At 61.0% G+C, this 23484-nt stretch carries 22 protein-coding genes; 7 read left to right on the top strand and 15 right to left on the bottom strand.

The window, feature by feature from the left end; genetic code table 11:
- Nucleotides 1–15 precede the first annotated feature (15 nt).
- Nucleotides 16–486, bottom strand: a complete 471-nt coding sequence (tsaE, locus tag TU73_RS01985; protein WP_057010733.1) for a tRNA (adenosine(37)-N6)-threonylcarbamoyltransferase complex ATPase subunit type 1 TsaE — start codon at nt 484–486, stop codon at nt 16–18.
- Nucleotides 474–1334: an NAD(P)H-hydrate dehydratase gene (locus tag TU73_RS01980; protein WP_057010732.1), complete on the bottom strand. Its 861-nt coding sequence runs from the start codon at nt 1332–1334 to the stop codon at nt 474–476. The genes tsaE and TU73_RS01980 overlap by 13 nt, the downstream gene beginning before the upstream one ends.
- A 63-nt stretch (nt 1335–1397) precedes the next feature.
- Here TU73_RS01980 and queG point away from each other — a divergent pair, with 63 nt between their 5' ends.
- A complete protein-coding gene (gene queG, locus TU73_RS01975; protein ID WP_057010731.1) occupies nt 1398–2462 on the top strand; it encodes a tRNA epoxyqueuosine(34) reductase QueG in 1065 nt (354 codons plus the stop codon).
- Here queG and TU73_RS01970 read toward each other — a convergent pair.
- Together TU73_RS01970 and orn are read right to left on the bottom strand one after the other, a co-directional pair.
- Complete coding sequence (locus tag TU73_RS01970) at nt 2459–3076, bottom strand: trimeric intracellular cation channel family protein (RefSeq protein ID WP_172833454.1); 618 nt, start codon at nt 3074–3076, stop codon at nt 2459–2461. The two genes, queG and TU73_RS01970, sit on opposite strands and share 4 nt — an antisense overlap.
- Before the next feature lie 121 nt (nt 3077–3197).
- Nucleotides 3198–3740, bottom strand: a complete 543-nt coding sequence (orn, locus tag TU73_RS01965; RefSeq protein WP_010213620.1) for an oligoribonuclease — start codon at nt 3738–3740, stop codon at nt 3198–3200.
- 108 nt (nt 3741–3848) lie between these two features.
- Between orn and rsgA the strand changes: the two genes are divergently transcribed.
- A complete protein-coding gene (gene rsgA / locus TU73_RS01960) occupies nt 3849–4880 on the top strand; it encodes a small ribosomal subunit biogenesis GTPase RsgA (protein ID WP_043047889.1) in 1032 nt (343 codons plus the stop codon).
- A 286-nt stretch (nt 4881–5166) separates the two neighbouring features.
- Nucleotides 5167–5421 carry a type II toxin-antitoxin system PemK/MazF family toxin gene (locus TU73_RS29265; protein WP_231984750.1) on the top strand — a complete coding sequence of 85 codons (255 nt, stop codon included), beginning with the start codon at nt 5167–5169 and terminating at the stop codon, nt 5419–5421.
- A 199-nt stretch (nt 5422–5620) separates the two neighbouring features.
- On the opposite strand, the gene motB is transcribed toward TU73_RS29265, so the two are convergent.
- Together motB and motA are read right to left on the bottom strand one after the other, a co-directional pair.
- Nucleotides 5621–6640 carry a flagellar motor protein MotB gene (motB, locus tag TU73_RS01950; protein WP_057010730.1) on the bottom strand — a complete coding sequence of 340 codons (1020 nt, stop codon included), beginning with the start codon at nt 6638–6640 and terminating at the stop codon, nt 5621–5623.
- A 3-nt stretch (nt 6641–6643) separates the two neighbouring features.
- Nucleotides 6644–7495, bottom strand: coding sequence for a flagellar motor stator protein MotA (motA, locus tag TU73_RS01945; protein ID WP_005784209.1), 852 nt, complete (start codon nt 7493–7495; stop codon nt 6644–6646).
- A 166-nt stretch (nt 7496–7661) separates the two neighbouring features.
- On the opposite strand from motA, the gene TU73_RS01940 reads away from it, so the two are divergent.
- The 3 genes from TU73_RS01940 to asd are packed head-to-tail and all read left to right on the top strand — an operon-like array spanning nt 7662 to nt 10946.
- Nucleotides 7662–9197 (top strand): HDOD domain-containing protein, encoded by a 1536-nt coding sequence (locus tag TU73_RS01940; RefSeq protein ID WP_057010729.1) that lies wholly within the window; start codon nt 7662–7664, stop codon nt 9195–9197.
- Nucleotides 9198–9254: 57 nt separating this feature from the next.
- Nucleotides 9255–10070 (top strand): rhodanese-like domain-containing protein, encoded by an 816-nt coding sequence (locus TU73_RS01935; RefSeq protein ID WP_057010728.1) that lies wholly within the window; start codon nt 9255–9257, stop codon nt 10068–10070.
- Between the two features lie 15 nt (nt 10071–10085).
- On the top strand, nt 10086–10946 hold the full coding sequence (gene asd, locus TU73_RS01930) for an archaetidylserine decarboxylase (RefSeq protein WP_057010727.1): 861 nt from the start codon (nt 10086–10088) through the stop codon (nt 10944–10946).
- Nucleotides 10947–11001: 55 nt separating this feature from the next.
- Here the strand turns inward: asd and serB are convergent, their stop codons facing one another.
- Nucleotides 11002–12216, bottom strand: a complete 1215-nt coding sequence (gene serB / locus TU73_RS01925) for a phosphoserine phosphatase SerB (RefSeq protein ID WP_057010726.1) — start codon at nt 12214–12216, stop codon at nt 11002–11004.
- Nucleotides 12217–12349: 133 nt separating this feature from the next.
- Here serB and TU73_RS01920 point away from each other — a divergent pair, with 133 nt between their 5' ends.
- The gene (locus TU73_RS01920) at nt 12350–13888 is read left to right on the top strand and encodes an AhpA/YtjB family protein (protein ID WP_057010725.1); all 1539 of its coding nucleotides are present in this window, start codon (nt 12350–12352) and stop codon (nt 13886–13888) included.
- Between the two features lie 560 nt (nt 13889–14448).
- On the opposite strand, the gene TU73_RS01915 is transcribed toward TU73_RS01920, so the two are convergent.
- The 8 genes from TU73_RS01915 to TU73_RS01880 all read right to left on the bottom strand — a co-directional run bounded on the left by TU73_RS01915 (nt 14449) and on the right by TU73_RS01880 (nt 23295).
- The gene (locus tag TU73_RS01915; protein ID WP_057010724.1) at nt 14449–15159 is read right to left on the bottom strand and encodes a PqiC family protein; all 711 of its coding nucleotides are present in this window, start codon (nt 15157–15159) and stop codon (nt 14449–14451) included.
- Between the two features lie 172 nt (nt 15160–15331).
- Nucleotides 15332–17596, bottom strand: coding sequence for a DNA topoisomerase IV subunit A (parC, locus tag TU73_RS01910; protein ID WP_057010723.1), 2265 nt, complete (start codon nt 17594–17596; stop codon nt 15332–15334).
- A gap of 73 nt (nt 17597–17669) precedes the next feature.
- Entirely contained in the window at nt 17670–18665 is a 996-nt protein-coding gene (locus TU73_RS01905; protein ID WP_057010722.1) for an esterase-like activity of phytase family protein, read from the bottom strand.
- Nucleotides 18665–20569 carry a DNA topoisomerase IV subunit B gene (parE, locus tag TU73_RS01900; RefSeq protein WP_057010721.1) on the bottom strand — a complete coding sequence of 635 codons (1905 nt, stop codon included), beginning with the start codon at nt 20567–20569 and terminating at the stop codon, nt 18665–18667. Before parE ends, TU73_RS01905 begins: the two co-directional genes overlap by 1 nt.
- Before the next feature lie 45 nt (nt 20570–20614).
- Complete coding sequence (locus TU73_RS01895) at nt 20615–21223, bottom strand: YqiA/YcfP family alpha/beta fold hydrolase (protein ID WP_057010720.1); 609 nt, start codon at nt 21221–21223, stop codon at nt 20615–20617.
- A gap of 100 nt (nt 21224–21323) precedes the next feature.
- The gene (gene cpdA / locus TU73_RS01890) at nt 21324–22139 is read right to left on the bottom strand and encodes a 3',5'-cyclic-AMP phosphodiesterase (RefSeq protein WP_057010719.1); all 816 of its coding nucleotides are present in this window, start codon (nt 22137–22139) and stop codon (nt 21324–21326) included.
- 98 nt (nt 22140–22237) lie between these two features.
- Nucleotides 22238–22687, bottom strand: a complete 450-nt coding sequence (locus TU73_RS01885; RefSeq protein ID WP_057010718.1) for a DUF1249 domain-containing protein — start codon at nt 22685–22687, stop codon at nt 22238–22240.
- The gene (locus TU73_RS01880; RefSeq protein WP_057010717.1) at nt 22678–23295 is read right to left on the bottom strand and encodes an NUDIX domain-containing protein; all 618 of its coding nucleotides are present in this window, start codon (nt 23293–23295) and stop codon (nt 22678–22680) included. Before TU73_RS01880 ends, TU73_RS01885 begins: the two co-directional genes overlap by 10 nt.
- Between the last annotated feature and the right edge of the window lie 189 nt (nt 23296–23484).

The following is a 23484-nucleotide window of genomic DNA, read 5'->3' as shown; positions in this document are numbered from 1 at the left end:
CTAACCCCACCAATTTTATTTGAATTCCAATGCCAGAGCGGCGCACCACGCTTTAGCGCGCTCGCTCTGGGGCAACAACTTCAGCTGACGTCCGTGCTCATGCGGCGTAATGGTAATGGTCATGTCTGGCTTTGGCAAAAAGCCTGTGCCTTTATCTGGCCATTCGATCAGGCATAGCGCGTCTTCGTCGAAATAATCACGGATGCCCATGAACTCCAGCTCTTCGGGGTCTACCAGGCGATAGAGGTCGAAGTGGAAGGCACGCACGTCACCGATCTCGTAGGGTTCTACCAGAGTGAACGTCGGACTTTTTACCGCCCCCATATGGCCCAGCCCGCGAATAATCCCACGGGACAGCGTGGTTTTGCCCGCGCCCAAGTCTCCCACAAGAAAAATCAGCCCCGCCCCACTCGTCAGCTGCGCGATGCGATGACCGAACGTGACCATGGCGTCTTCATTCGCCAGGAACAGGATTACTTCAGGCACGGGGATTGCTCCTCCAGCAATTGACGGATGGCAGGGATCAAATCGCTGGCCGCCAAGCCGCGACCAAAGCTGCCTTGGCGATCTCCCGCCGTGGCGTGCAACCATACCGCCAGGCAACTTGCCTCATAGGCGGGCATGCCCTGGGCCAATAACGCGCCGACCAGGCCGGCCAAGACATCACCAAGCCCAGCCGTCGCCATGGCCGGATGGCCTTGATCACAGCGGGAAACACGTCCGTCCGGGCTAGCAATCAAACTGCCAGCCCCCTTGAGGATAGCCACCGCATTAAATTTCTCGCTCAACGCGCGCGCCACCTTAAGGCGGTCCGCCTGAACCTCGGCTGTCGAAATGCCCAACAAACGCGCGGCCTCGCCGGGATGCGGAGTAATGACACTGTCGACAGGAAGGCTGACATTGCCGGTAGCCAGCTGATTCAAGGCGTCAGCGTCCCAGACTTGCGGCTGAGGAGCATTGGCCGCCAAGGAAAGCAAACTTTTACCCCATGACGCGGCGCCCAGGCCCGGGCCAATGACAATAACGGAAATCTTCTCCAACATGCCCATCAACTGGTTGGCCGAACTGACCCCCATGGTCATCACTTCCGGCAGCCGTGCCAGGGCGGCGGGCACGTGCTCTGGGCGGGTCGCCAGGGACACCATGCCCGCACCGCCGCGTAGGGCACTTTCGGTACTCAGTAACGCCGCACCACCAAAGCCGCGGTCACCACCGATCACTAATACATGGCCGAACAGGCCTTTATGGGCGTCCGGGGAACGCGCAGCCAGTTGCGGCAAATGGCCGGGTAACAGGGGCTGCACGTCGGTTATTTCGTGTTTTGTCTGAGGCATGCGTCTTCAAGCTCCGATGTCTGGCAGAATTATACGCATCTAACCTGTGGTTTCCTGTGTCTCATGCCTGCTATTACTTCCGATCTGCCCGCCCTCGCCCAATCGATCAAAGACTGGGGCCGCGAGCTGGGCTTTCAGCAAGTCGGCATCAGCGGCCTCGACCTGGCTGAGCATGAACAGCACCTGCAACGCTGGCTCGACGCGGGTTACCACGGCGAGATGGACTACATGGGCGCCCACGGCAGCAAACGTTCGCATCCCGACGAACTGGTGCCCGGCACCTTGCGCGTGGTGTCGCTGCGCATGGACTACCTGCCCGGCGACACCCAGATGGCACAACTGCTGGCCAAGCCGGAAAAAGCCTACATCTCGCGCTACGCCCTGGGCCGCGACTACCACAAGCTGATCCGCAAGCGCGTGCAGCAATTGGCCGATCGCATCCAGGCACAGATCGGCCCCTTCGGCTTTCGCGCCTTTGTCGACAGCGCCCCCGTATTGGAGAAAGCCATCGCCGAACAAGCCGGACTGGGTTGGATCGGTAAAAACACCCTGGTACTCAACCGCAAGGCCGGCAGTTATTTCTTCCTGAGCGAACTGTTTGTGGATCTGCCGCTGCCGGTGGACCCACCCCACGCCACCGAACACTGCGGCCGCTGCACCGCCTGCCTGGACATCTGCCCCACCAATGCCTTCGTCGGCCCTTACGTGCTGGACGCCCGGCGCTGCATTTCCTACCTGACCATCGAACTCAAGAGCGCCATCCCCGAGGACCTGCGCCCACTGATCGGTAACCGCGTATTTGGCTGCGATGACTGTCAGATCGTTTGCCCGTGGAATCGTTTCGCCCGACCTACCGCCGAAAGCGATTTCAAGCCACGGCACAATCTGGATAACGCGGAACTTGCCGAACTGTTTATGTGGGACGAGGATAAATTCCTCAGCAGTACCGAGGGATCACCCTTGCGCCGCGCCGGGTACGAGCGCTGGCTGCGCAACCTGGCGGTAGGCCTGGGCAATGCGCCGTCGAGCATTCCGGTTTTGGAAGCCTTGAAGGCGCGACGGGATTACCCGTCGGAGTTGGTGCGCGAGCATGTGGAATGGGCGCTGAACCAGCACGCGGCCCGCTAGTGTACGTCGTCGTTGTAGACGAACTTGGGCATTTCCCAGTGAAAACGGATCGCCAGCAGGCGCAATAAAAAGCCGCTGAATAGCGTCAGCAGAATTGCTTGTTCGCTGGGCAGTTCCAGATACAGGCACAGCAGATAGAACCACGCGGCCAGGAATGACACGCTGGCGTACAGCTCCCGGCGAAAAATCAGCGGAATATCGTTACAGAAGATATCCCGCAGGATGCCGCCGAACACCCCGGTGATCACCCCGCTGACCGATGCCACCAGCATGCCGTGGCCCATTTCCAGGGCGGTCATGCAGCCGATCAGGGTGAACGCCACCAAGCCCAAAGCATCCAGCGCCAAAAACAGCGAGCGCAGGCGGCGCATCAGCGGTGCGATAAAGATCGTCACCAATGCCGCAACGGAGGTCAGCACCAGGTATTCCGGGTGTTTTACCCATGTCAGCGGGTAGTGACCAAGCAATACATCGCGCACCGAACCACCGCCCAGGGCTGTCACGCAGGCGATCAGCACCACGCCAAACCAGTCCATGCCACGCCGGCCGGCGGACAACGCGCCAGTCATGGCTTCCGCGGTGATGGCGATGAGGTAGAGCATCAGCAACATGATGGCGATCCTTGCAGAGAGGCCGGCAGTCTAATCATTTGCTGATGGCACCAAAAGGGGGCAAACGCTTTCCCACACTTGGATTTGCAAACCCCTCCCACATGTTCAGCATGTCGCCCCGTTTTCAAGCCTTGATGAAATGCTTGCGATAATGCTGCAACTCGGCAATCGACTCGCGAATATCATCCAGCGCCAGGTGCGTGCTGCCTTTATGGAAGCTGTCTTTGACCTCCGGAGCCCATCGCGCAGCCAGCTCTTTCAACGTCGACACGTCGAGGTTGCGATAGTGGAAGTAGCTCTCCAGCGCCTTCATATGCGTATAAAGGAAGCGACGGTCCTGGCAGATGCTGTTGCCGCAGATCGGCGACTTGCCCTTGGGCACCCATTTTTCAAGGAAGGCGATGGTTTCAGCTTCGGCTTCGGCCATGCTGATGCGGCTGTCGCGCACGCGCTGGGTCAGGCCGGAGTTACCGTGGGTGCGGGTGTTCCACTCGTCCATGGTGGCGAGCACAGCGTCGCTGTGGTGAATGGCGATCACCGGACCTTCGGCCAAGGTGTTGAGGTTGCTGTCGGTGACAATGGTCGCCATCTCGATAATGACGTCGGTGTCAGGGTTCAGACCGGTCATTTCCAGATCGATCCAAATCAGGTTTTGTGGGTTTTGCATGGCTTGATTCTCTTGGCACCTTGGCGTAGCCAGGCAGTTTAGCAGGCGGGGGCGTGCTAGACTCGCGACCGTTTTACCTAACCTTTGCATTATCGACACGGAACACCAATGGCCAAACGCCAGCTCAATCGTCGCCAAAACTGGCGCATCGAAAAGATTCAAGGTGAACGCGCCGCACGCGCCGCCAAACGTGAATCCTCCGCCGTGGAAGCACTCGAGGGCGGCGACCTGGGCCCAGAACAAACCGGCCTGGTGATCGCGCACTTCGGTGTGCAGGTCGAGGTCGAGGCGCTGGAAGGCGAGCTCGCAGGCTCGGTATCCCGTTGCCACCTGCGCGCCAACCTGCCTGCACTGGTCACCGGCGACAAAGTCGTATGGCGTGCCGGCAATCAGGGCATCGGCGTGATCGTCGCCCAATTGCCACGCAGCACCGAACTGCGCCGCCCCGACAGCCGTGGCCAGCTCAAGCCGGTAGCCGCCAACGTCGACATGATCGTGATCGTGTTCGCGCCGCTGCCCGAGCCCCATGCCAACCTGATCGACCGCTACCTGGTCGCGGCCGAGCATGCAGGCATCCGCCCACTGTTGCTGCTGAACAAATTCGACCTGATCGACGAGCAGAACGCCCCGGCGCTCAATGCGTTGCTGGCGGTCTACCGCACCCTGGGCTACCCGGTGCTGGAGGTCTCGGCCCATCACGGCAACGGCATGGAACAACTGCAACAGCAGTTGGACGGGCGCATCAGCGTGTTTGTCGGCCAGTCCGGCGTGGGCAAGTCCTCGCTGGTCAACAGTTTGTTGCCGGAAGTCGACACCCGCGTCGGCCCACTGTCGGAGCTGTCCGGCCAGGGCACTCACACCACCACCACCGCGCGGTTGTTCCACTTCCCCGGCGGCGGCGAATTGATCGACTCCCCGGGCATCCGTGAATTCGGCCTCGGCCACGTCAGCCGCAGCGATGTGGAAGCAGGCTTCATCGAATTCAACGACCTGATCGGTACCTGCCGCTTCCGCGACTGCAAGCACGACCGCGAGCCGGGTTGTGCGTTGCTCAAGGCCTTGGAAGATGGCCGAGTGCAACAGCAGCGGATGAACAGCTATCGGTCGATTATTGCGAGCTTGCCTGAGAGCAATTATTGACGGTCAATTTCTTGATACATATAAATCAGGCCGATGATCCTGCTAGTCCATTGATTTAATGGGAGTAGGCATCAAGAATTCGAGCCAACTAGGCGGCTAGTGAACACAAGCCTGCTTGTATTCGGTTTTCTTGATGCCCATAATTGCTCCGTCACCAGCAAAAGCTGGCAGGAGTCTGGATCCTTTTCGGGGTTGATCCAGCGGCGCAGAAGGGGCGAAGCAAGCTCCGCTGCGTGTCGAATGAAGCCGCCTTCGGGCGGCTTTGCTTTTTGTGGGGAATTAACATTTGGCTCTCTACTATCACCCCAAACAAGGCGATGTGCTGTTGTGCGACTTCACGCGAGGCTTCGTTGCTCCCGAAATGCTGAAGATCCGCAAGGTCGTAGTGATATCTCCTACCGCCACTCATAATCGCAAGCTCTGTACCGTGGTGCCAATATCCTCCACCGCGCCAGAAATCCAGCATGACTGGCACCATCTGCTACGCACCAACCCACTTCAGTCCGACGGCTATAAAGAGCTATGGGTAAGTGCGACATGATTTACACGGTCAGCTTCGAACGCCTCGACAAACTGCACAGAAAGACCCGCTCCAAAGGCCGAGAGTACTTCGTGCCCCGCCTGTGCGCCGATGATATGCATGGCGTGATCGGCGGCGTCAAAGCGTACCTCCCGCTTTGACCTGAAACGAAAACGCCCCGACTGATTCGAGGCGCTTTCGTTTCTGTTGTAGCGGTCAGTTACGACCCCGGCGCAGGCACCGTAGGATCCTTCACCCCGCCATCATCAAACAGGTTCAACTTCTGCCGCAGCTCATGGGCCGGCAGCGGCACCTGTTCCGGTGGCAGCGCGTTCGGGTCGGCAGGCACTTCACCGGGGGCGCCATCACCCTGGGTCGGTGTCGGTGGCGGCGGCTGGTCGCCCTCAATCGCACGCTGGGCCTTTTTGGTCAGTACCACGATATCAATGCGGCGGTTGACTGGGTTGAACGGGTCCTTGGGATCAAACAACTGCGAGGAAGCAAAACCTACCACTCGCGCCACTTGCGGGTCTGGATAGCTGCCGGCCACCAGCGCACGGCGGGCGGCGTTGGCGCGGTTGGCCGAGAGTTCCCAGTTGCCGAAGTCGCCCTGGCCCGCGTAAGGCTTGGCATCGGTATGGCCGCTGATGCTGATCTTGTTCGGCACCGCCTTGATGGTGTCCGCCATGGCCAGCAGGATGTCTTCAAAGTACGGCTTCAAGCGCGCGCTGCCGGAGTCGAACATCGGCCGGTTGGCGGCGTCGGTAATCTGGATGCGCAGCCCCTCGGGGGTGATCTCGAAGGAAATCTGATCCTTGAACTTCAGCAGCTGCGGATTTTCCTCAACCTTATTCTGCAATTCCTGCAGCAACAGCTCCAGGCGCTCCTGCTCGACCTGCTCGGCCATGGTTTCAACCGTATCGCGCTCGATCGGGATTTTTTCCTGGGGCGATTCGGTCTGCACTTCCGGGTTGATGGTGCGTTCAGGCGCCAATTGCGGCGAGCCGCCCAGGTCGATCACGAAGGGCGTGCCGCTTTCCGAAAAGCCAATCGGGTCTTTGAAGTAACCGGCGATGGCGATCTTCTGCTCCGGCGTGGCGGTAGACATCAGCCACAGCACCAGAAAGAACGCCATCATTGCCGTGGCGAAGTCTGCGAAGGCGATTTTCCAGGCACCACCATGGTGCCCCGCAGCGAAGCGCTTGACGCGCTTGATGATGATTGGCTGGTTGTTTTCCATGGCTTAGCGACCGCGAACCGCTTGTTCCAGCTCGGAGAAACTTGGGCGATGCTTCGGGTACAGCACCTTGCGCCCGAACTCCACGGCCAGCGACGGCGGCATGCCCGACGCGGACGCTACCAGGCACGCCTTGATCGCTTCATAGAGGTTGACCTCTTCCTTGGCATCGTGGGCCAGGGATGTGGCAAGGGGCCCAAAGAAACCATAGGCCGCGAGAATACCGAAGAAGGTCCCCACCAGCGCCGCGCCGACGTGCATGCCGATGGCCGCCTGGTCGCCCTCGCCAAGGGAGGCCATGGTCACCACGATACCCAGTACGGCCGCGACAATACCAAAACCCGGCATACCGTCGGCGATGCCGGTCACGGCGTGGGACGGATGCTCCAGCTCTTCCTTGAGGCTGAACAACTCCATGTCGAACAGGCCTTCCAGCTCGTGGGGCGCCATGTTGCCGGAGGACATGATGCGCAGGTAATCACAGATATACGCGGTCATGCGCTCGTCTTTGAGCACCGCCGGGTACTTGGCGAAAATCGGGCTGGCGGCGGCGTCTTCGATATCGCCTTCGATCGCCATCATGCCTTCACGGCGGCTCTTGTTGAGGATCTCGTAGATCAGCCCCAGCACCTCCAGATAGAAGGTGTGTGAGAAGCGCGAACTGAACATGCCCAGCGACTTCTTGATCACATGCATGGTCATGTAGCCGGGGTTGGCCTGCAAGAATGCGCCAAACGCCGCGCCGCCGATAATCAGCACTTCGAAAGGTTGAATCAACGCGGCGATTTTACCGTGGGAGAGGACGTACCCTCCGAGCACACTTGCGATGACGACAATGATGCCGATAATTTTAGCCATAGGAGATGGGTACTTGCGCCGTCGGGTTCATGGACATATTGGGTGTTGCACAAAACTCTTGTTCTACTTATCGGCAAAACTGCGCCAGACTATAGCCCGTTAAGGCGAAAAGCCAATTCGGCCCGTTCCGGGCGTATTAAACGCAAGTGATGATCGCGCCCCAATCATGGCAAACGAAACGACCGTATCCAATGCAAAACCCACCACCCTCGCCGCTTGGATCAAGCGCCTGGACGATGTGCTGCTGCCCGTGCCCCAGGCCAGCCATGAACGCGTATGCAAGGCCATTCGCGATAGTCGCAGTTCAGTGCGAGATATTGCCGAGCTGATGCAAGACAGTCCGGCCTTGGTGCTCAGCGTCATGCGCGAAGCCAACAGTCAAACCCATGGCAGCCTGGCCGAACCTGCGGAAAACCTCGAAGTCGCGCTTAACCGCCTCGGCCTCGAGCGTGCCGAGCAACTGCTGGTACGCCTGCCCTCGGTGCCAGCCCAGGAAATCCCCGTTGCGTTGCGCCAATTGCTACTGGTGAGCCAGCACGCATCCCAGCAAGCCAACGGTTTGTTCGGCAGCCGCTTGGCACGGTTGTGGCAGGACATCCACTGGGGCAGCCTGCTGTTTCTGTCACCGCTGTGGCCGATGGCCGTCGCCTTCCCCAAGCTCCTGGAGGAATGGGAGCTGCGGGTGATCCATAAAGGCCAGTCGGCGCGCCAGGTCGAGCAAGAGTTGTTCGGCGTGCGCTTGCTGGACCTTTGCCTGGAGTTGACCCACGCCTGGCACCTGCCGATCTGGGTGTCACAGGGCTACAAGCTGCTGCTGGCGGAACAGCGTTTGCTGGTCAAGGCGCTGCACATTGCCCGCGAAGACGATGCCCTGCGCCACCAGCAACTGCTCGATGCCGAGCCCAACCTGCGCCGCTGGCTGAACCAGCCGGCCAACACCGTGTTGCTGGCCAACGGCCTGGCGATGTCGGCCCAGGAATCCTGGACCTGCCCGCACACCGAGCGTTGGCAACACCTCACCGCGCTGTACCTGCAAGCGCCACTGAGTGACGTGCAGCAGCAGGTGCACCAGCAGGCGGTGACCAGCGCCCGCACTACCTTGATGCCTGACCTCTGGCACCCGGCGCTGTCGCTGATCTGGCCTTGGCACGTGCAGAAGGTCCATCGCGGTCTGCTGCCGGCGCCGCCGCCCACCGCCGAGTCCCTGGCTGTGTGGCGCAAGCACTGCACCGAGCTGCTGGTCGAGCCAAATCGCTTCGCCAATGCCATGCACTTGACCACCTGCGCCAAGAACGCCTTGGTAGCCAGCGGTATGCAGCGGGTTTTGCTGCTCATGGCCGATCGCGCCTTGAGTACCTTGCGCGTGCATCAGGCCGACGGGTTGCCCAAGGACGCCGCGCACCTGAGCCTGGATGTAATTAACAGCACATTGCTGCAACGCCTGCTGGAAAAACCCGCACAGGTGCGGCTCAGCCCCGACAACCATGCGCAGTTCTCGGCTTTGCTGCCGCCGGTCCTGCGTCGCTTGTTCACCGGCGAGCACTTGCTGTTGCGCTCTTTGAGTTGCAACGGCCGCGTGGTGATGCTGATCGTCGCGGACCAGGGCGGCGGCCCGTTCTCGGAAACCACCGTGCAGGCGTTCGGCAAAACCGCCCAATGCATCGAAAAGGCCTTGCACAGCTTTACCAACCGCAGCACCTGATGCTTGCGCTACAATCGCGGTCTTTAAACGCCAACATTTGTGCCCAGGAGACCTCACATGCCTGACTTCTCTGGCTTGCCGCTGGTGATCGAATCCAGCGTTCTGCTTGGCCGCCTTGATGCCGAACACCTGATTGTGGTGGACCTCACCAGTGCCGCCCGCTACGCCGCAGGGCATGTCCCCGGCGCGCATTTCGTTGACCCCAAGCGCACCCAACTGGGCCAGCCCCCGGCACCCGGCCTGCTGCCCAGCCAAGCCGACCTGGAAAAACTGTTCGGCGAACTGGGCCACACCCCGGAGGCGACCTACGTGGTCTATGACGACGAAGGCGGCGGCTGGGCCGGGCGCTTTATCTGGATGCTCGACGTGATCGGCCACACGAAATATCACTACCTCGACGGTGGCCTGCTGGCGTGGCTCGAGGAAAAGCTTCCGCTCTCCACCGATGTACCCGCACCGGTCGGCGGCCCGGTCAGCCTCACGCTGCACGATGGCCCCACCGCTACCCGCGAATACCTGCAAAGCCGCCTCGGTGCAGCCGATCTGGGTATCTGGGACGCCCGCGGCCCGCTGGAGTATTCCGGCGAGAAAGTGCTCGCGGCCAAAGGCGGTCACATCCCCGGCGCGGTAAATTTCGAATGGACCGAGGGCATGGACAAGGCGCGCAACCTGCGTATCCGCCGTGACATGCCGCAGGTCCTCGAAGACCTCGGGCTGACCCGCGATAAAGAAATCATCACCCACTGCCAGACTCACCACCGCTCTGGCTTCACCTACCTGGTGGCCAAGGCGCTCGGATATCCGCGAGTCAAAGGTTATGCCGGTTCCTGGGGCGAATGGGGCAACCACCCCGACACCCCCGTTGAGATTTAAGGTTTAAGGACAGTTATGAAAAAGCAGTTGTTTATCCTCAGCCAGTATTTGCTCCCACACCACTTGCTCTCACGCTTGGCCGGCTGCGTTGCCGAGTGCCGCGTGCGCTGGTTCAAAAACGCCTTCACCGCCTGGTTCGCCAAGCGCTACCAAGTGGACATGTCCCAGGCCCTGGTTGAAGACCTGACCGCCTACGAGCACTTCAATGCCTTCTTCACCCGCGCCTTGAAAGACGACGCCCGCCCGCTGGACCCGACGCCGGGCGCGGTACTCAGCCCGGCCGACGGCGCCGTCAGTCAGGTAGGCCCGATCGAGCATGGCCGCATCTTCCAGGCCAAGGGCCACAGCTTCAGTGTGCTGGAATTGCTCGGCGGCGACGCGGCACTGGCTGCACCATTCATGGGTGGCGACTTCGCCACTATTTATCTGTCGCCGAAGGACTACCACCGCGTGCACATGCCACTGGCCGGCACCTTGCGCGAGATGGTGTACGTGCCAGGACGGATTTTCTCGGTCAACCAGACCACCGCCGAAAACGTGCCGGAGCTGTTTGCGCGCAACGAGCGGGCGGTCTGCCTGTTCGACACGGAACGCGGCCCGATGGCGGTGGTGTTGGTGGGTGCGATGATCGTGGCGTCGATTGAAACAGTGTGGGCCGGCCTGGTCACGCCACCCAAGCGCGAGCTGAAAACCTTCCGCTATGACGAAGCTGCCCGCGCGCCGATTCACCTGGAAAAAGGTGCGGAGATGGGTCGCTTCAAGCTGGGCTCGACCGCCATCGTGCTGTTCGGGCCAGACCAGGTGAAATGGACCGAAGCGTTGTTGGCGGGTGCGCCAGTGCAGATGGGCCAGGCAATCGCCACACCTAAAGCCTGATTCAAACCCTGTGAGGAACAAAATGTGGGAGGAGGCAAGCCCCCTCCCACATTTTTCAGAGCTGACCGTCGCGGTCGCGCAAGCCCAGCAGATACAGCACGCCATCCAGCCCCAAGGTCGAAATCGCCTGCTTGGCCGATTGCTTGACCAACGGCTTGGCACGGAACGCCACGCCCAACCCGGCAATCGCCAGCATCGGCAAGTCATTGGCGCCGTCGCCGACCGCAATGGTCTGCTCCAGGCGCAAGCCTTCCTTGTGGGCCAGTTCCTTGAGCAGATCCGCCTTGCGCTGCGCATCGACAATCGGCTCGACGGCCACGCCGGTCACTTTGCCATCCACCACTTCCAACTCGTTGGCGAATACATAGTCAATACCCAACTTCGCCTGCAACTGCTTGGCGAAGTAGGTGAAGCCGCCCGACAGGATGGCGGTCTTGTAGCCCAGGCGCTTGAGTTCGGCGAACAGAACCTCGGCGCCCTCGGTCAGGCGCAGTGACGCGCCGATGGAGTCCAGCACGCTCACGTCCAGCCCCTTGAGCAGCACCAGGCGTTCCTTGAAGCTGGCCCGGAAATCCAGCTCACCGGCCATCGCCCGCTCGGTAATCGCGGACACTTGCTCGCCCACACCGGCCGCCTTGGCCAGCTCGTCAATGACTTCGGCTTCGATCAGGGTGGAGTCCATGTCGAACACCGCCAGGCGACGGTTGCGACGGAACAGCGAATCTTCCTGGAAGGCGATATCGACATTCAGCTCCTGGGCCACGCTGAGGAATTCGGCACGTAGCGCTTGCGCATCCGCCGGCTCGCCGCGCACGGAGAACTCGATGCAGCCCTTGCCCTTATCAGCAGGGGTATCCAATGGCATGCGACCCGAAAGACGGTCGATATGGTCGATATTCAAACCGTACTGCGCGGTAATGGAGCTGACACGTTGCAACTGCTCGGCCGTGACCTTGCGGGTCAACAGGGTGACGATATGGCGTTTTTTGCCCTGGCCTTCCACCCAGTGCTGGTAGTCCGCTTCGGACACCGGAGTGAAACGCACCTGTTGATCCAGCTTATAGGCCGTAAACAGGATGTCCTTGAGTACCGACGAGGCCTGCTCGGTGCTGGGGATTTCCACCAGGATTCCGAACGACAGGGTGTCGTGGATCACCGCCTGGCCGATGTCGAGAATGTTCACACCACCCTGGGCCAGGACGCCGGTAATGGCCGCGGTGAGACCCGGTCGGTCAAGACCTGTGATGTTGATCAGGACAATTTCGCGCAAAGCGCACCCCCAGGCTGGAAAAAAACCGCATTCTACCCACTTTCAGTGACCATCGGGCACAGCCAGCGCTTTGCCGGCCATGGGCCTGTCGCTATACTGCGCGTCAACTTCACGGACCAAGAGCCGAGCGCAAGTGAACCGGCCCACGCCAGTAAAAACCGATAACTTCTTCCTGCTGATCTTCCGGGCACTGCGCCACCGCCGTGTACCGATCGCATTACGCATCGCCAGCCATAACGTGATCCTGGTCGCTTTGGCCCTGGTGATCTACGCCTGCGTGATGGGTTTGCAGTTCAAGCAGGCCATGCACGAGCAAGCCGACGCCCTGGGCGAGAGCCTGACGACCCAGACTGCCACGTCGGCGACTGAGTTGCTGGTGTCCAACGACATCCTCAGCCTCAACGTACTGCTCAACAACCTGACCAAGAACCCGCTCGTGGCCCACGCCGCTATCTATAGCGTGGACAACCGTATCATGGCCGAGGCCGGGCAGCGCCCGAAGAACGGCCTGTTGGGTGAAGCCGAGGGCCTGTACCAGAGCAATATCACCTTTCAGGATGTGAAGGCCGGCCAACTGCGTATCAGCCTTGATATGCAGCAGTTTCAGCAGCCGATGACCATCAGCCTGCAGAGCATGGGCATCTTGAGCGCGATCCTGCTGGCCCTGGCCCTGGCCTTGAGCCTGCGCCTCGGGCGGCATATCTCCACGCCGTTGATGCAACTGCGCATCTGGCTGCGGGATATCGACGAACACACACCGGCCACCGATCGCCAGGACGAAATCGGCGACCTCGCGCGCCAGCTTCACGCCAGCTTTGCACCGGAACCTAAAGTGCCGGAAGTCGAACCGGAGCCAGAATACGACGACACCGACGACTACAACGACGAGCCGGAGTTTGAGGTACGCGACCTGCGCGACCCAGGCTTCGACGAAAGCGCGCCGGTAGCCGGTCTGAAGCCAGCGCCGCGCCATGTGATCAAGGCCGAGGAAGATGAACTGGACGACGAAGACCCGTTCGCCGACCTGCGCGATACCTCGGCCGTGGCCCCAGCTGTTGCGCCGAAGCCGGTTGCGGTGGACAGGAATACCGAGCCGCAGCACAGCGCCGTACTCGCCGTGCAACTGGGTGCCCAGGAACAACTGCGCCGCCTGCCCCGTGCCCGCCTGACCGAACTGCTCGAACGCTACCGCGACTGCCTCGACCAGGCCGCTTCGCTCTACCAGAGCGAACTGCACACCCTGAACGATGGCAGCACGCTGATGCTGTTCCACAGCGAAGACAGCGGCGAAGACTACCTGACCAACGCCATCTGCTGCGGCGAGCTATTGCGCGCCCTGGGCCATGCCCTGCAGATCGAAGTGGCCGACAGCGGCATCACTCTGCAACTGCAGCTTGGCCTGACGGTGGGCGATGACCTGTTTGGCATGAGCCAGATCGACCTGCTGCTGACCGAAATCGCCCAGGATGCCCTGGCCTTGTCCCAGCACAGCCGCAACCTGCTGTTGGTGGAACGCAAGATCAGTGAAGACACGCTGATCCGCCAACGCGCCCGCATCCGTCCGATTGCCAGCCCTGAAGGGGCCAGCTGTGTGGAGCGGTTGATGGAGCCGTATCCATCGATGTTGGAGCGGCAGTTGGCGCGGATGCATGAGACCCGCACCAGGCCCTGACAAACAGCGTAGGAACCTTGTGGGAGGGGGCTTGCCCCCGATGGCCATAGGTATCTACACAACTTTGTAGGCTGTAGCAGCCGACGGTAACCACGAATTCCGGGCACACCGAGCCTGAGCGAGGTGCCGAGTGGTGGGGCAAGAGCCTTTTGGTTACTTTTGGGCTCTTCAAAAGTGACCCGCTGTAAAAGCGGAACCAATAGCAGCCATTACCGCAGGAACGGATATGTACGCGGTCTGACCCGAGATCCTGGTCGGCTTTAAGGCCGCATTCGCAGGCAAGCCAGCTCCCACATTGGATCGCGGTGCGTCAGTTAGATCAGCGTCGGCTGTCAGTCCGTCACGGGAGCAAGCTCCCTCGCCACAGGTCCAGCGTCGCCCCAAAGTTGTGTAGATACCTATGCCCCGATGGTGGCAGTTAAGTTAATGATGTGCTAACTGCTACTGCGCTATCGGGGGCAAGCCCCCTCCCACATTTGATGTGTGGTGCAGCTTAAATCGCAGACAAACAAAAAAGGCCCGCAGTGTATGCGGGCCTTTTTGTTTGTGCAGGATTCAGATCAGAACCTGAACACTTCCAGATCCGTACGAATCGGGGTAGCCATCGGCATCTTAGGCTTTTCCGGAGCTGCCGGCTTGGGCTGGGAAGCCTGTTTGCGGGGTGTCTCGGCAGCGACCGGCGGCTGGTTGGCCAGTGGCTTGAGCGCCACCGACAACTGCTGTGCCAAGTGCTGCAACAGCACACCCTGGGCCTGGACCTGGGACGCGGTGGTGCCGGCGTGCTCTTCCTGCAGATGTACGATGCGGTTATCCCGCACTTGCCCGCGACGGTCGATCAGGCGCCACTGTGCATCCAGAATCGCGGGTTGCGACTTGCCGGAGTCAAGCCGCGTGATCGTCAACAGCACCTGCACATCCGGAGCAAACCCGGATGGCCCTGGTGCCAGCACTACGCGCTGGCTGTCCAGTTGGCCGGCCACCTGGCGCAACATCAGTTGATTGATATCGGACGACAGGCTGCCTGCCCAACGACCATCGGTGGAACCTTGCAGGCTGCCGTCGTTCTGACGTTGTAGCAGGGTTTCACGTTGCAGGTAATCGGCAACGACTACCGGGCCAAGCAATACCGCCATGCCCGCTGTCTGGGCTGGCTGAGCCGGACTTCCGCTGTCCAGCTGGTACAGCGACACTGGCTGGTGCGTGCTGCAACCCGCCAGCCCTAAAAGGCCAGCGAGCATCAAAAATAGAGGAAGGCGTGGAGCAGTCATCATCCCATCCAGGTGGCTGCCACAAGGCGAACCACAATGTAATACTAAAAATAACCTGACACGCTCGGCCACGCCGGCGCTGGAAAGGCCATATCATCCGTGAATATGCGCCATGACTCCAGCGCGAAAGCGTCGATCTACGCGTTAAATCGTAGATCGAGGCCTCTAGTACAGCTTAAACCGGCGTTTCCACCAGCAAGGCGTCCACTCGCTGGAAGCCGCGAGGCAGTTTATTACCACGCCGACCGCGTTCGCCCTTGTAGTGTTCCAGGTCGTCAGGGCGCAATGACAACGTGCGCTTGCCGGCCTGGAGCACCAGGGTAGAGCCTTCCGGGACCACCGCGATGTCGGTCACGTACTCTTCGCGACTGGCCACCCGGTCGCCGGGAATCCCGATAATCTTGTTGCCCTTGCCTTTGCCCAACTGCGGCAAGTCGCTGATCTTGAACACCAGCAAACGCCCTTCGGTGGTCACCGACGCCAGCCAGTTGCTTTCACGGTTTTCCACCGGCCTTGGGAGGATCACCTTGGCGTTGTTCGGCAGGCTCAACAGCGCCTTGCCCGCCTTGTTCTTGGCCTGCAGGTCTTCACCCTTGACCACGAAACCGTAACCGGCGTCGGAGGCGATGACATACAGCGAATCATCGTCCGGCAGCAGCACGCACTCGAAATTCGCCCCCGGTGGTGGCGTGAGGCGCCCGGTCAACGGCTCGCCCTGCCCTCGTGCAGATGGCAGGGTATGGGCCGGCACCGAATAACTGCGCCCGGTCGAGTCGATAAACACCGCGAACTGGTTGGAACGCCCGGCCGCAGCGGTCTTGAAGCCATCACCAGCTTTGTACGAAAGCCCGGTGGCGTCAATATCATGCCCTTTGGCGGAACGAACCCAACCCTTTTCCGACAGAACGACGGTAATTTTCTCGTTAGGCAACAGCTCGGTTTCTGTCAGCGCCTTCGCTTCAGCACGCTCGACGATAGGCGAACGGCGGTCATCGCCGTAGGTTTCGGCGTCTTTGATCAGCTCACTGCGCACCAGCTTCTTGAGCTTGGCTTCGCTGCCCAGCAGCGCCTGCAGCTTGGCTTGCTCCTTGAGCAGCGCGTCTTGCTCGTCGCGCAGCTTCATTTCTTCCAGGCGTGCCAACTGGCGCAAGCGGGTGTCGAGGATGTAGTCAGCCTGGATTTCGCTCAGCTCGAAACGCGCGATCAACTCGGCCTTCGGGTGCTCGGCGGTACGGATGATATGGATCACTTCATCCAGGTTGAGGTAGGCAATCAGCAAACCGTCCAACAGGTGCAAGCGGCGCTCAACCTTGTCGAGGCGAAATTGCAGGCGGCGGCGCACGGTTTGTACGCGGAACTCCAGCCATTCCACCAGCAGATTGCGCAGGTTCTTCAACTGCGGCTTGCCGTCCAGGCCAATGATATTGACGTTGACCCGGTAGCTGGACTCCAGGTCGGTGCTGGCAAACAAATGCTGCATCAGCACTTCATGATCCACCCGGCTATTGGTCGGGATGATCACGATGCGGCACGGGTTTTCATGATCGGACTCGTCACGCAGGTCGGCCACTTGCGGCAGTTTCGATGGCTTGGCCTGCATCAATGCGGCGATCTGCTCCAGCACCTTGGCACCGGACACCTGATGCGGCAGCGCGGTGACAATGATGTCGCCGTCTTCGATGTGGTACACGGCGCGCATGCGCACCGAGCCCTTGCCGGTTTCGTACATTTTCAACAGATCGGCGCGGGGCGTGATGATTTCCGCTTCGGTCGGGTAATCCGGGCCCTGGATATGCTCGCAAAGCTGCTCGACCGTGGCCTTGGGCTCATCCAGCAAGCGCACGCAGGCGGTGGCGACTTCGCGCAGGTTGTGCGGCGGTACGTCGGTGGCCATGCCGACCGCGATACCGGTGGTGCCATTGAGCAGGATATTCGGCAAACGTGCCGGCAATACCAATGGTTCGTCGAGGGTTCCGTCAAAGTTCGGCCCCCAGTTCGCGGTGCCCTGGCCCAATTCGCTGAGCAGTACTTCGGAGTAACGCGACAACCGCGCCTCGGTATAACGCATGGCAGCGAAGGACTTCGGATCGTCCGGCGCCCCCCAGTTGCCCTGGCCGTCCACCAGGGTGTAGCGATAGCTGAACGGCTGGGCCATCAACACCATGGCTTCATAGCACGCCGAATCGCCGTGGGGGTGGAACTTACCGAGCACGTCACCGACGGTACGCGCCGACTTCTTGTGTTTGGAATCGGCGTCCAGGCCCAACTCACTCATGGCATAGATGATGCGCCGTTGCACGGGCTTCAGGCCGTCGCCGATATGCGGCAAGGCACGGTCCATGATCACGTACATGGAGTAGTTGAGGTAGGCATTTTCGGTGAAGTCAGCCAGCGACCGGCGTTCTACGCCATCTAAGCTGTCTGCGAGGATGTCACTCATGCGGGCCTCATCATTGTTGGGTAACGCGCAGCGGAACTGCCGCTGCGTCGGGTCATTTGAAAAAACTGCGGGCTCATGGCTGGGCGCTCCAGCCACCGTCGGGGGCGGCGAAACGATAGACCATGGGGCGTTTTTCACCATCGGCGCGGGGGCCGAAATTATTGTCGATACCGATCCACGCGCCGTCGGCATCCACCACCAGGGCTTCGGCCAGTCCATAAGCCTGTGCATAACGTCGCGGTGGCGTGAGCATCTCGTCGGCAAACGACCAGCACAGCTCGACCTTGGCCGTGAGCGTATCGCGCCGGCAAATCTGGAACGCATTGCGCTCAAGGGTAAACAGCTTGCCGCTGAACAGCGCCAGGTCGGCAAAGTCCTTGGATACCGCCTTGGCGTTGGTAAACTGCGCCGGCTGCACTTCCTGGCCGGCTTCACTCAACAACACACAGGCGCCGTCGCAATCCCATACGCTCTGGCCGCGCTTGACCGAGATCAGGCCACGGCGCTCACGCTCGGCAGCCAGCCAGATCTGATTGCCCTCGGGGTTTACCGCCAGGCCTTCGAACAAGGCATTGAAGTGCAGCAACATGCCACTGGCCCGGGCTTCGCGCACCATGCCAGGGGCAATTTTCAACCATTCGGGCGCGCCAGTCGCCGGGACCTGCAACACCGCCGCATGGGCTTCGCTGACAATGTAGCGATTACCCACGGCATCACAGCTGATGCCTTCAAAATCCAGGTCACCGCCGCGAATGAACGAAGCCGCCTTGGTGCGCGAACGCAACCCCCAAGGCAGACCGGACTCGGGCACGGGGGGCACATCGATCTGCACCGCTTCGGCGTTCCAGGTCGGCGCGCCGGTATCCAGCCGGTAGATCTGGTCGTCATCCCGGTCAGAAACCGTCCACAGTTCCTTTCCACACAACGCCAGGCCCGAAAGGTTGCCGCCGCGCATGCCGTCCACCGGGTGCTCGGACACCAGCTTGAGCTCCGCCACGGGCGCAGCAACCACCTGGGTGGCCGCCAGCCCGCTCAACATCAGGATTGCCAGGGCGAAGCCTGTGCGCATCAGCCTAGAACCTCGGCCAGGTTGCCTTTGGATTCCAGCCAGGCCTTGCGATCCGGCGCACGCTTCTTCGCCAGCAGCATGTCCATCATCTCCGACGTGCCGGCGAAGTCTTCCAGGGTCAACTGCACCAGGCGCCGGGTGTTCGGGTCCATGGTGGTTTCGCGCAGCTGCGGCGGGTTCATCTCACCCAGGCCCTTGAATCGCGTGACCTGAGGCTTACCGCGTTTCTTCTCGGCCACCAGGCGATCGAGGATGCCATCGCGCTCGGCTTCGTCCAGGGCGTAGAAAATCTCTTTGCCCAGGTCGATGCGATACAGCGGCGGCATGGCGACGTAGACGTGGCCGGCATCCACCAACGGTCGGAAATGCTGGACGAACAACGCGCACAGCAAGGTGGCGATGTGCAGGCCGTCGGAGTCGGCGTCGGCGAGGATGCAGATCTTGCCGTAACGCAGTTGACTTATGTCCGCTGCGCCCGGGTCGACCCCGATGGCCACGGCGATGTTATGCACTTCCTGGCTGGCCAGCACTTCGCTGCCGTCGACTTCCCAGGTGTTGAGGATCTTGCCGCGCAGCGGCAGGATCGCCTGGAACTCCTTGTCCCGCGCTTGCTTGGCGGAACCGCCGGCGGAATCACCTTCGACCAGGAACAGCTCGGAGCGCATCGGGTCCTGCCCGGCGCAATCGGCCAGCTTGCCCGGCAATGCCGGGCCCTGGGTGATGCGCTTGCGCTCGACCTTTTTGCTGGCCTTCAAGCGCCGGCCGGCGTTGTTGATCGCCAGCTCAGCCAGGGCCAGGCCCAATTCCGGGTGCTCGTTGAGCCACAGGCTGAATGCATCCTTGACCACACCGGAGACAAACGCTGCCGCTTCACGGGACGACAGGCGCTCCTTGGTCTGTCCGGAGAATTGCGGCTCCTGCATCTTCATCGACAGCACGAACGCGATGCGCTCCCATACGTCTTCCGGCGCCAGCTTCACGCCACGCGGCAACAGGCTGCGGTATTCGCAGAATTCGCGCATGGCGTCCAGCAAGCCCTGGCGCAAACCGTTGACATGGGTGCCGCCCTGGGCGGTGGGGATCAGGTTGACGTAGCTTTCCTGTACGCTGTCGCCACCTTCGGGCAACCACAGCAGGGCCCAGTCGACGGCTTCCTTATTACCCGCCAGGCTGCCGCAGAATGGCTCGTTGGGCAGGCGTTCGAAGTCGCTGACAGAGTCTTCGAGATACGAGCGCAGGCCGTCTTCGTAGTGCCACTCGACCTTCTCGCCGGTGCCCTTGTCTTCAAAGCTGACCAATAGGCCGGGGCACAACACAGCCTTGGCCTTGAGTACATGCTTGAGGCGGCTGATGGAAAATTTCGGCGAATCGAAGTATTTCGGGTCCGGGGCGAAGTACACGCTGGTACCGGTGTTGCGCTTGCCAACAGTGCCGACCACTTCCAGCTCAGTGGCTTTATAGCCATCGGCGAAGGTCATCTGGTACTCGTTGCCGTCGCGCTTGACCTTGACCCGCACCTGGGTCGACAGCGCGTTGACCACGGAAATACCCACACCGTGCAAACCACCGGAGAACTGGTAGTTCTTATTGGAGAACTTGCCGCCAGCGTGCAGCTTGGTCAGGATCAGCTCGACGCCCGATACCCCCTCTTCAGGGTGGATGTCCACCGGCATGCCACGACCATCGTCGGACACTTCCAGGGAGTGGTCGGCATGGAGGATGACTTGTACCGACTTGGCGTGCCCGGCCAAGGCTTCGTCGACGCTGTTGTCGATGACTTCCTGGGCAAGGTGGTTCGGCCGACTGGTGTCGGTATACATACCGGGACGTTTGCGCACCGGGTCGAGGCCCGAGAGGACTTCGATGGCGTCGGCGTTATAAGAGCTAGCGCTGGGAGTGGCCATGGGGTCTCGTCGTGAGTCGTTCGATTAAAAAGTGACCTGCGATTTCTACAGTGATGAAAAATCGAAGGATTGATACTGATCTGCGCCAATGCCGGCAAAACTCAACAGTGCCGGCAATTGCTCGGCGAACCCCTGGTAACCATGGTCGCCACCGGCCTGGATGCGCAAGGCACAGGCCCGGTAATACTGTTGGGCGAGGCGATAATCCAGGGTTTCATCCCCGGTCTGCAACCACACCTGATAACGCGCGGCATCCTGGGGTGCCGGTACTTCGAGTTCGGCCAGCGCCGCAACGTGATCGTGGGTCAACTCCCAGGTCTCATCGGTGTAGAGGTTCTTCTGGGTGCCCAGGTAACCGTCGAACATCCGATGGGGGCTGACCGCCGGGTTGACCAGCAGCGCCTTGAGACCATGGCGTTCGGCAAGATGGGTTGCATAGTAGCCGCCGAGTGAGCTGCCGACCAGCAGCGGCCGCCCCAGTTGGTCAATGGCCTGCTCCAATTGAGGAATAGCCTGACGCGGGTGGTGATGCAGGGCCGGCACACGCAGTTGGTCGGCCAGGCCGAGGGCCCCCATCACGGCGATCAACTGACTGGCCTTGTTGGAGGCCGGCGCACTGTTGAAGCCGTGGATATACAGGATCGAAGCGGACATGCCGGGCTCTCCGTGCTTGGGCCAAAGAGGCGCAGTTTACAGGGATCGGAGTGAGGTGTGAGTACCCGATCTTCCAGACACCGCACCGCCCCACTCTCATTCAGTACCCGTTGCTGCCGTAGTCCACGGTAAATTCGAAGCCTTGGATCCGCTCCACCCCCGTCTCCAACCGTCCGTCGGCATGCAAGCGCAGCCAGCGATACCCCGGCGCTTGCTCGCTGACCTGGAAGTCCTCACTGCCCGGCGCGAACTGGATACAGGTGGACGGCGACGCCAGCAACCGCAGCCCGTTGCGCTCGCGGTCGATCTCCTGGTGCACGTGCCCCCAAAGCAGCGCCCGCGCTTGCGGGAAGCGGTCAAGCACGGCAAACAGCGCCTCGGGATTGCGCAGGCCGATAGGCTCCATCCACGCACAACCGATGGACACAGGATGATGGTGCAGGCACACCAGATGATGACGATTCGGCGCTTCGCTCAAGGCCTGGGCGAGCAGCTGCAGTTGCTGGTCCTGTAAGTAGCCCGGCACCGAGCCGGGTACGGCGGAGTCCAACAGGGTAATGCGCCAGTTACCGATATCCACCACCGGCTCGAGCAAATCACTGTGCACGGCCGCCTGGGCCATGACCTGCGGCTCGTCGTGATTGCCCGGGATCCAGCGCGCCGGGGCGCCAATCGGCCGGGTCATGTCACGAAACTGCTGGTATGACTCAAGCGTGCCGTCCTGGGACAGGTCACCGGTGGCCAGCACCAGATCTATCCGCGGCTGTTGCCCGCGCACCAGTTCGATCACGCGCTGCAAGCTGGCACGGGTATTCATGCCCAGCAGGGTAGTGTCCGCCTCGGCGAACAAATGGCTGTCAGACAGCTGCACCAACAACGCGCTGGCGTCGGGGTTCACATTGGATACGCTCGGCAAGGCGCTCTCCCAAGGCAATTACTGGAATGGATAGGTGGCGCGATTATGCTAGGGCAGGACACAAAGAAGAAAGCTGGGTAAGCAGACGCAGTTCACATCTACCGCACGACTTCAAACTCATGCCCCAAGGCCAGGCAGTGGCTCAACCATTCCCCGAGGAACACATTGAGCTGTGCTTTCTCGTCGGGTTGGTGCATGAACACATTCGGGTAAGGATAGATGCTGCGAAAGCGTCGCGCATGCTCGGCGCTGATCACTTCGGCCATACGCGCATCGTGGTACACCTGCACTTCCAATTGCGGCACCGGCAGCCAAGGCAGGCTGTGCTCCTGGCGCACGCGCAACGTAGTGGTGTAGGGGCAGGTGAGGATGACCTCCAGGGCTAGCACGCCGAGCATCTGGTCACCCTGGGTCACCGCTATGCGCCGCGCCTCTGGGGTGTGGCGCATGTCGGGAAGCAGGCGCATCAGCCGCGCGTAGTTGGCCTCGCAGGCGGCTTGCAGCCCGATCAGGTCAACTCGGTAACGTTCCCGTGCCTTTACTGCCATAACCCCCTCACTTCCGCGCGATTAAGCGCAAGCCACTGCAGGGCGATGATGCTGGCTGCATTGGAAATCTTGCCGTCGCGCACTGCCTGCAAGGCATCTTCGAACGCCCAGGCGGTAACGCGGATATCTTCTGCTTCTTCTTCCAACCCATGGACGCCGCCAGCGCCCGAGCTGTCGCAACGGCCCAGGTACAGGTGGACAAATTCGGTACTGCCGCCGGGCGACGGGAAATACTTGGTGATCGGCCACAGCGCGGAGAATGTCAGCCCAGCTTCCTCCTCGGCCTCGCGGTGTGCAACTTCCTCCGGTTGTTCGTCCTTGTCAATCAGGCCGGCGACCATCTCCACCAGCCACGGATTACCGGCGCGCCCCATGGCGCCGACGCGGAACTGTTCGATCAACACCACCTCGTCGCGTTGTGGGTCGTAGGGCAGCACGCACACAGCATCATGACGCACGAAGACTTCGCGGTTGATCACCCGGCTCATGCCGCCATCGAACTTCTCGTGGCGCAATTGCACGCGATCAAGCTTGTAGAAGCCCTGGTAGGCATTGTCGCGCTGAACGATCTCGATCCTGTTCGGCGTGGACTTGGCAATGTCCGTCATATTTTCCCTCAATGTCTGCGTGCAATTCGCGCCATCCTAACGCGCCAATGCCCGTTGATGCAGCCCCTTTCCGGTTGCCGGGACAGGCGGCGGACGTCAAACTCACCCTTATCAGTCTAGTGGCGAACTGACGGCCTCGTCGGCAGTCCAAGCGCTACTCTTTTTCGCTTTCCACCGATTTACGAAGGA

This window comes from Pseudomonas libanensis, assembly GCF_001439685.1.
GTDB lineage: Bacteria > Pseudomonadota > Gammaproteobacteria > Pseudomonadales > Pseudomonadaceae > Aquipseudomonas > Aquipseudomonas libanensis.
Note: the sequence above shows the minus strand (reverse complement) of the source record. Positions and strands in the feature narration are given on the sequence as shown.

What these genes read in the sequence shown, in the direction of transcription:
- orn (WP_010213620.1), bottom strand. Translation starts at nt 3,740, where the DNA reads ATGCAAAACCCACAAAACCTGATTTGGATCGATCTGGAAATGACCGGT.
- TU73_RS01885 (WP_057010718.1), bottom strand. Translation starts at nt 22,687, where the DNA reads ATGGCAGTAAAGGCACGGGAACGTTACCGAGTTGACCTGATCGGGCTG.
- parC (WP_057010723.1), bottom strand. Translation starts at nt 17,596, where the DNA reads ATGAGTGACATCCTCGCAGACAGCTTAGATGGCGTAGAACGCCGGTCG.
- parE (WP_057010721.1), bottom strand. Translation starts at nt 20,569, where the DNA reads ATGGCCACTCCCAGCGCTAGCTCTTATAACGCCGACGCCATCGAAGTC.
- queG (WP_057010731.1), top strand. Translation starts at nt 1,398, where the DNA reads ATGCCTGCTATTACTTCCGATCTGCCCGCCCTCGCCCAATCGATCAAA.
- TU73_RS01915 (WP_057010724.1), bottom strand. Translation starts at nt 15,159, where the DNA reads ATGATGACTGCTCCACGCCTTCCTCTATTTTTGATGCTCGCTGGCCTT.
- TU73_RS01905 (WP_057010722.1), bottom strand. Translation starts at nt 18,665, where the DNA reads ATGCGCACAGGCTTCGCCCTGGCAATCCTGATGTTGAGCGGGCTGGCG.
- TU73_RS01940 (WP_057010729.1), top strand. Translation starts at nt 7,662, where the DNA reads ATGGCAAACGAAACGACCGTATCCAATGCAAAACCCACCACCCTCGCC.
- asd (WP_057010727.1), top strand. Translation starts at nt 10,086, where the DNA reads ATGAAAAAGCAGTTGTTTATCCTCAGCCAGTATTTGCTCCCACACCAC.
- motA (WP_005784209.1), bottom strand. Translation starts at nt 7,495, where the DNA reads ATGGCTAAAATTATCGGCATCATTGTCGTCATCGCAAGTGTGCTCGGA.
- TU73_RS01980 (WP_057010732.1), bottom strand. Translation starts at nt 1,334, where the DNA reads ATGCCTCAGACAAAACACGAAATAACCGACGTGCAGCCCCTGTTACCC.
- TU73_RS01935 (WP_057010728.1), top strand. Translation starts at nt 9,255, where the DNA reads ATGCCTGACTTCTCTGGCTTGCCGCTGGTGATCGAATCCAGCGTTCTG.
- motB (WP_057010730.1), bottom strand. Translation starts at nt 6,640, where the DNA reads ATGGAAAACAACCAGCCAATCATCATCAAGCGCGTCAAGCGCTTCGCT.
- rsgA (WP_043047889.1), top strand. Translation starts at nt 3,849, where the DNA reads ATGGCCAAACGCCAGCTCAATCGTCGCCAAAACTGGCGCATCGAAAAG.
- TU73_RS01880 (WP_057010717.1), bottom strand. Translation starts at nt 23,295, where the DNA reads ATGACGGACATTGCCAAGTCCACGCCGAACAGGATCGAGATCGTTCAG.
- TU73_RS01895 (WP_057010720.1), bottom strand. Translation starts at nt 21,223, where the DNA reads ATGTCCGCTTCGATCCTGTATATCCACGGCTTCAACAGTGCGCCGGCC.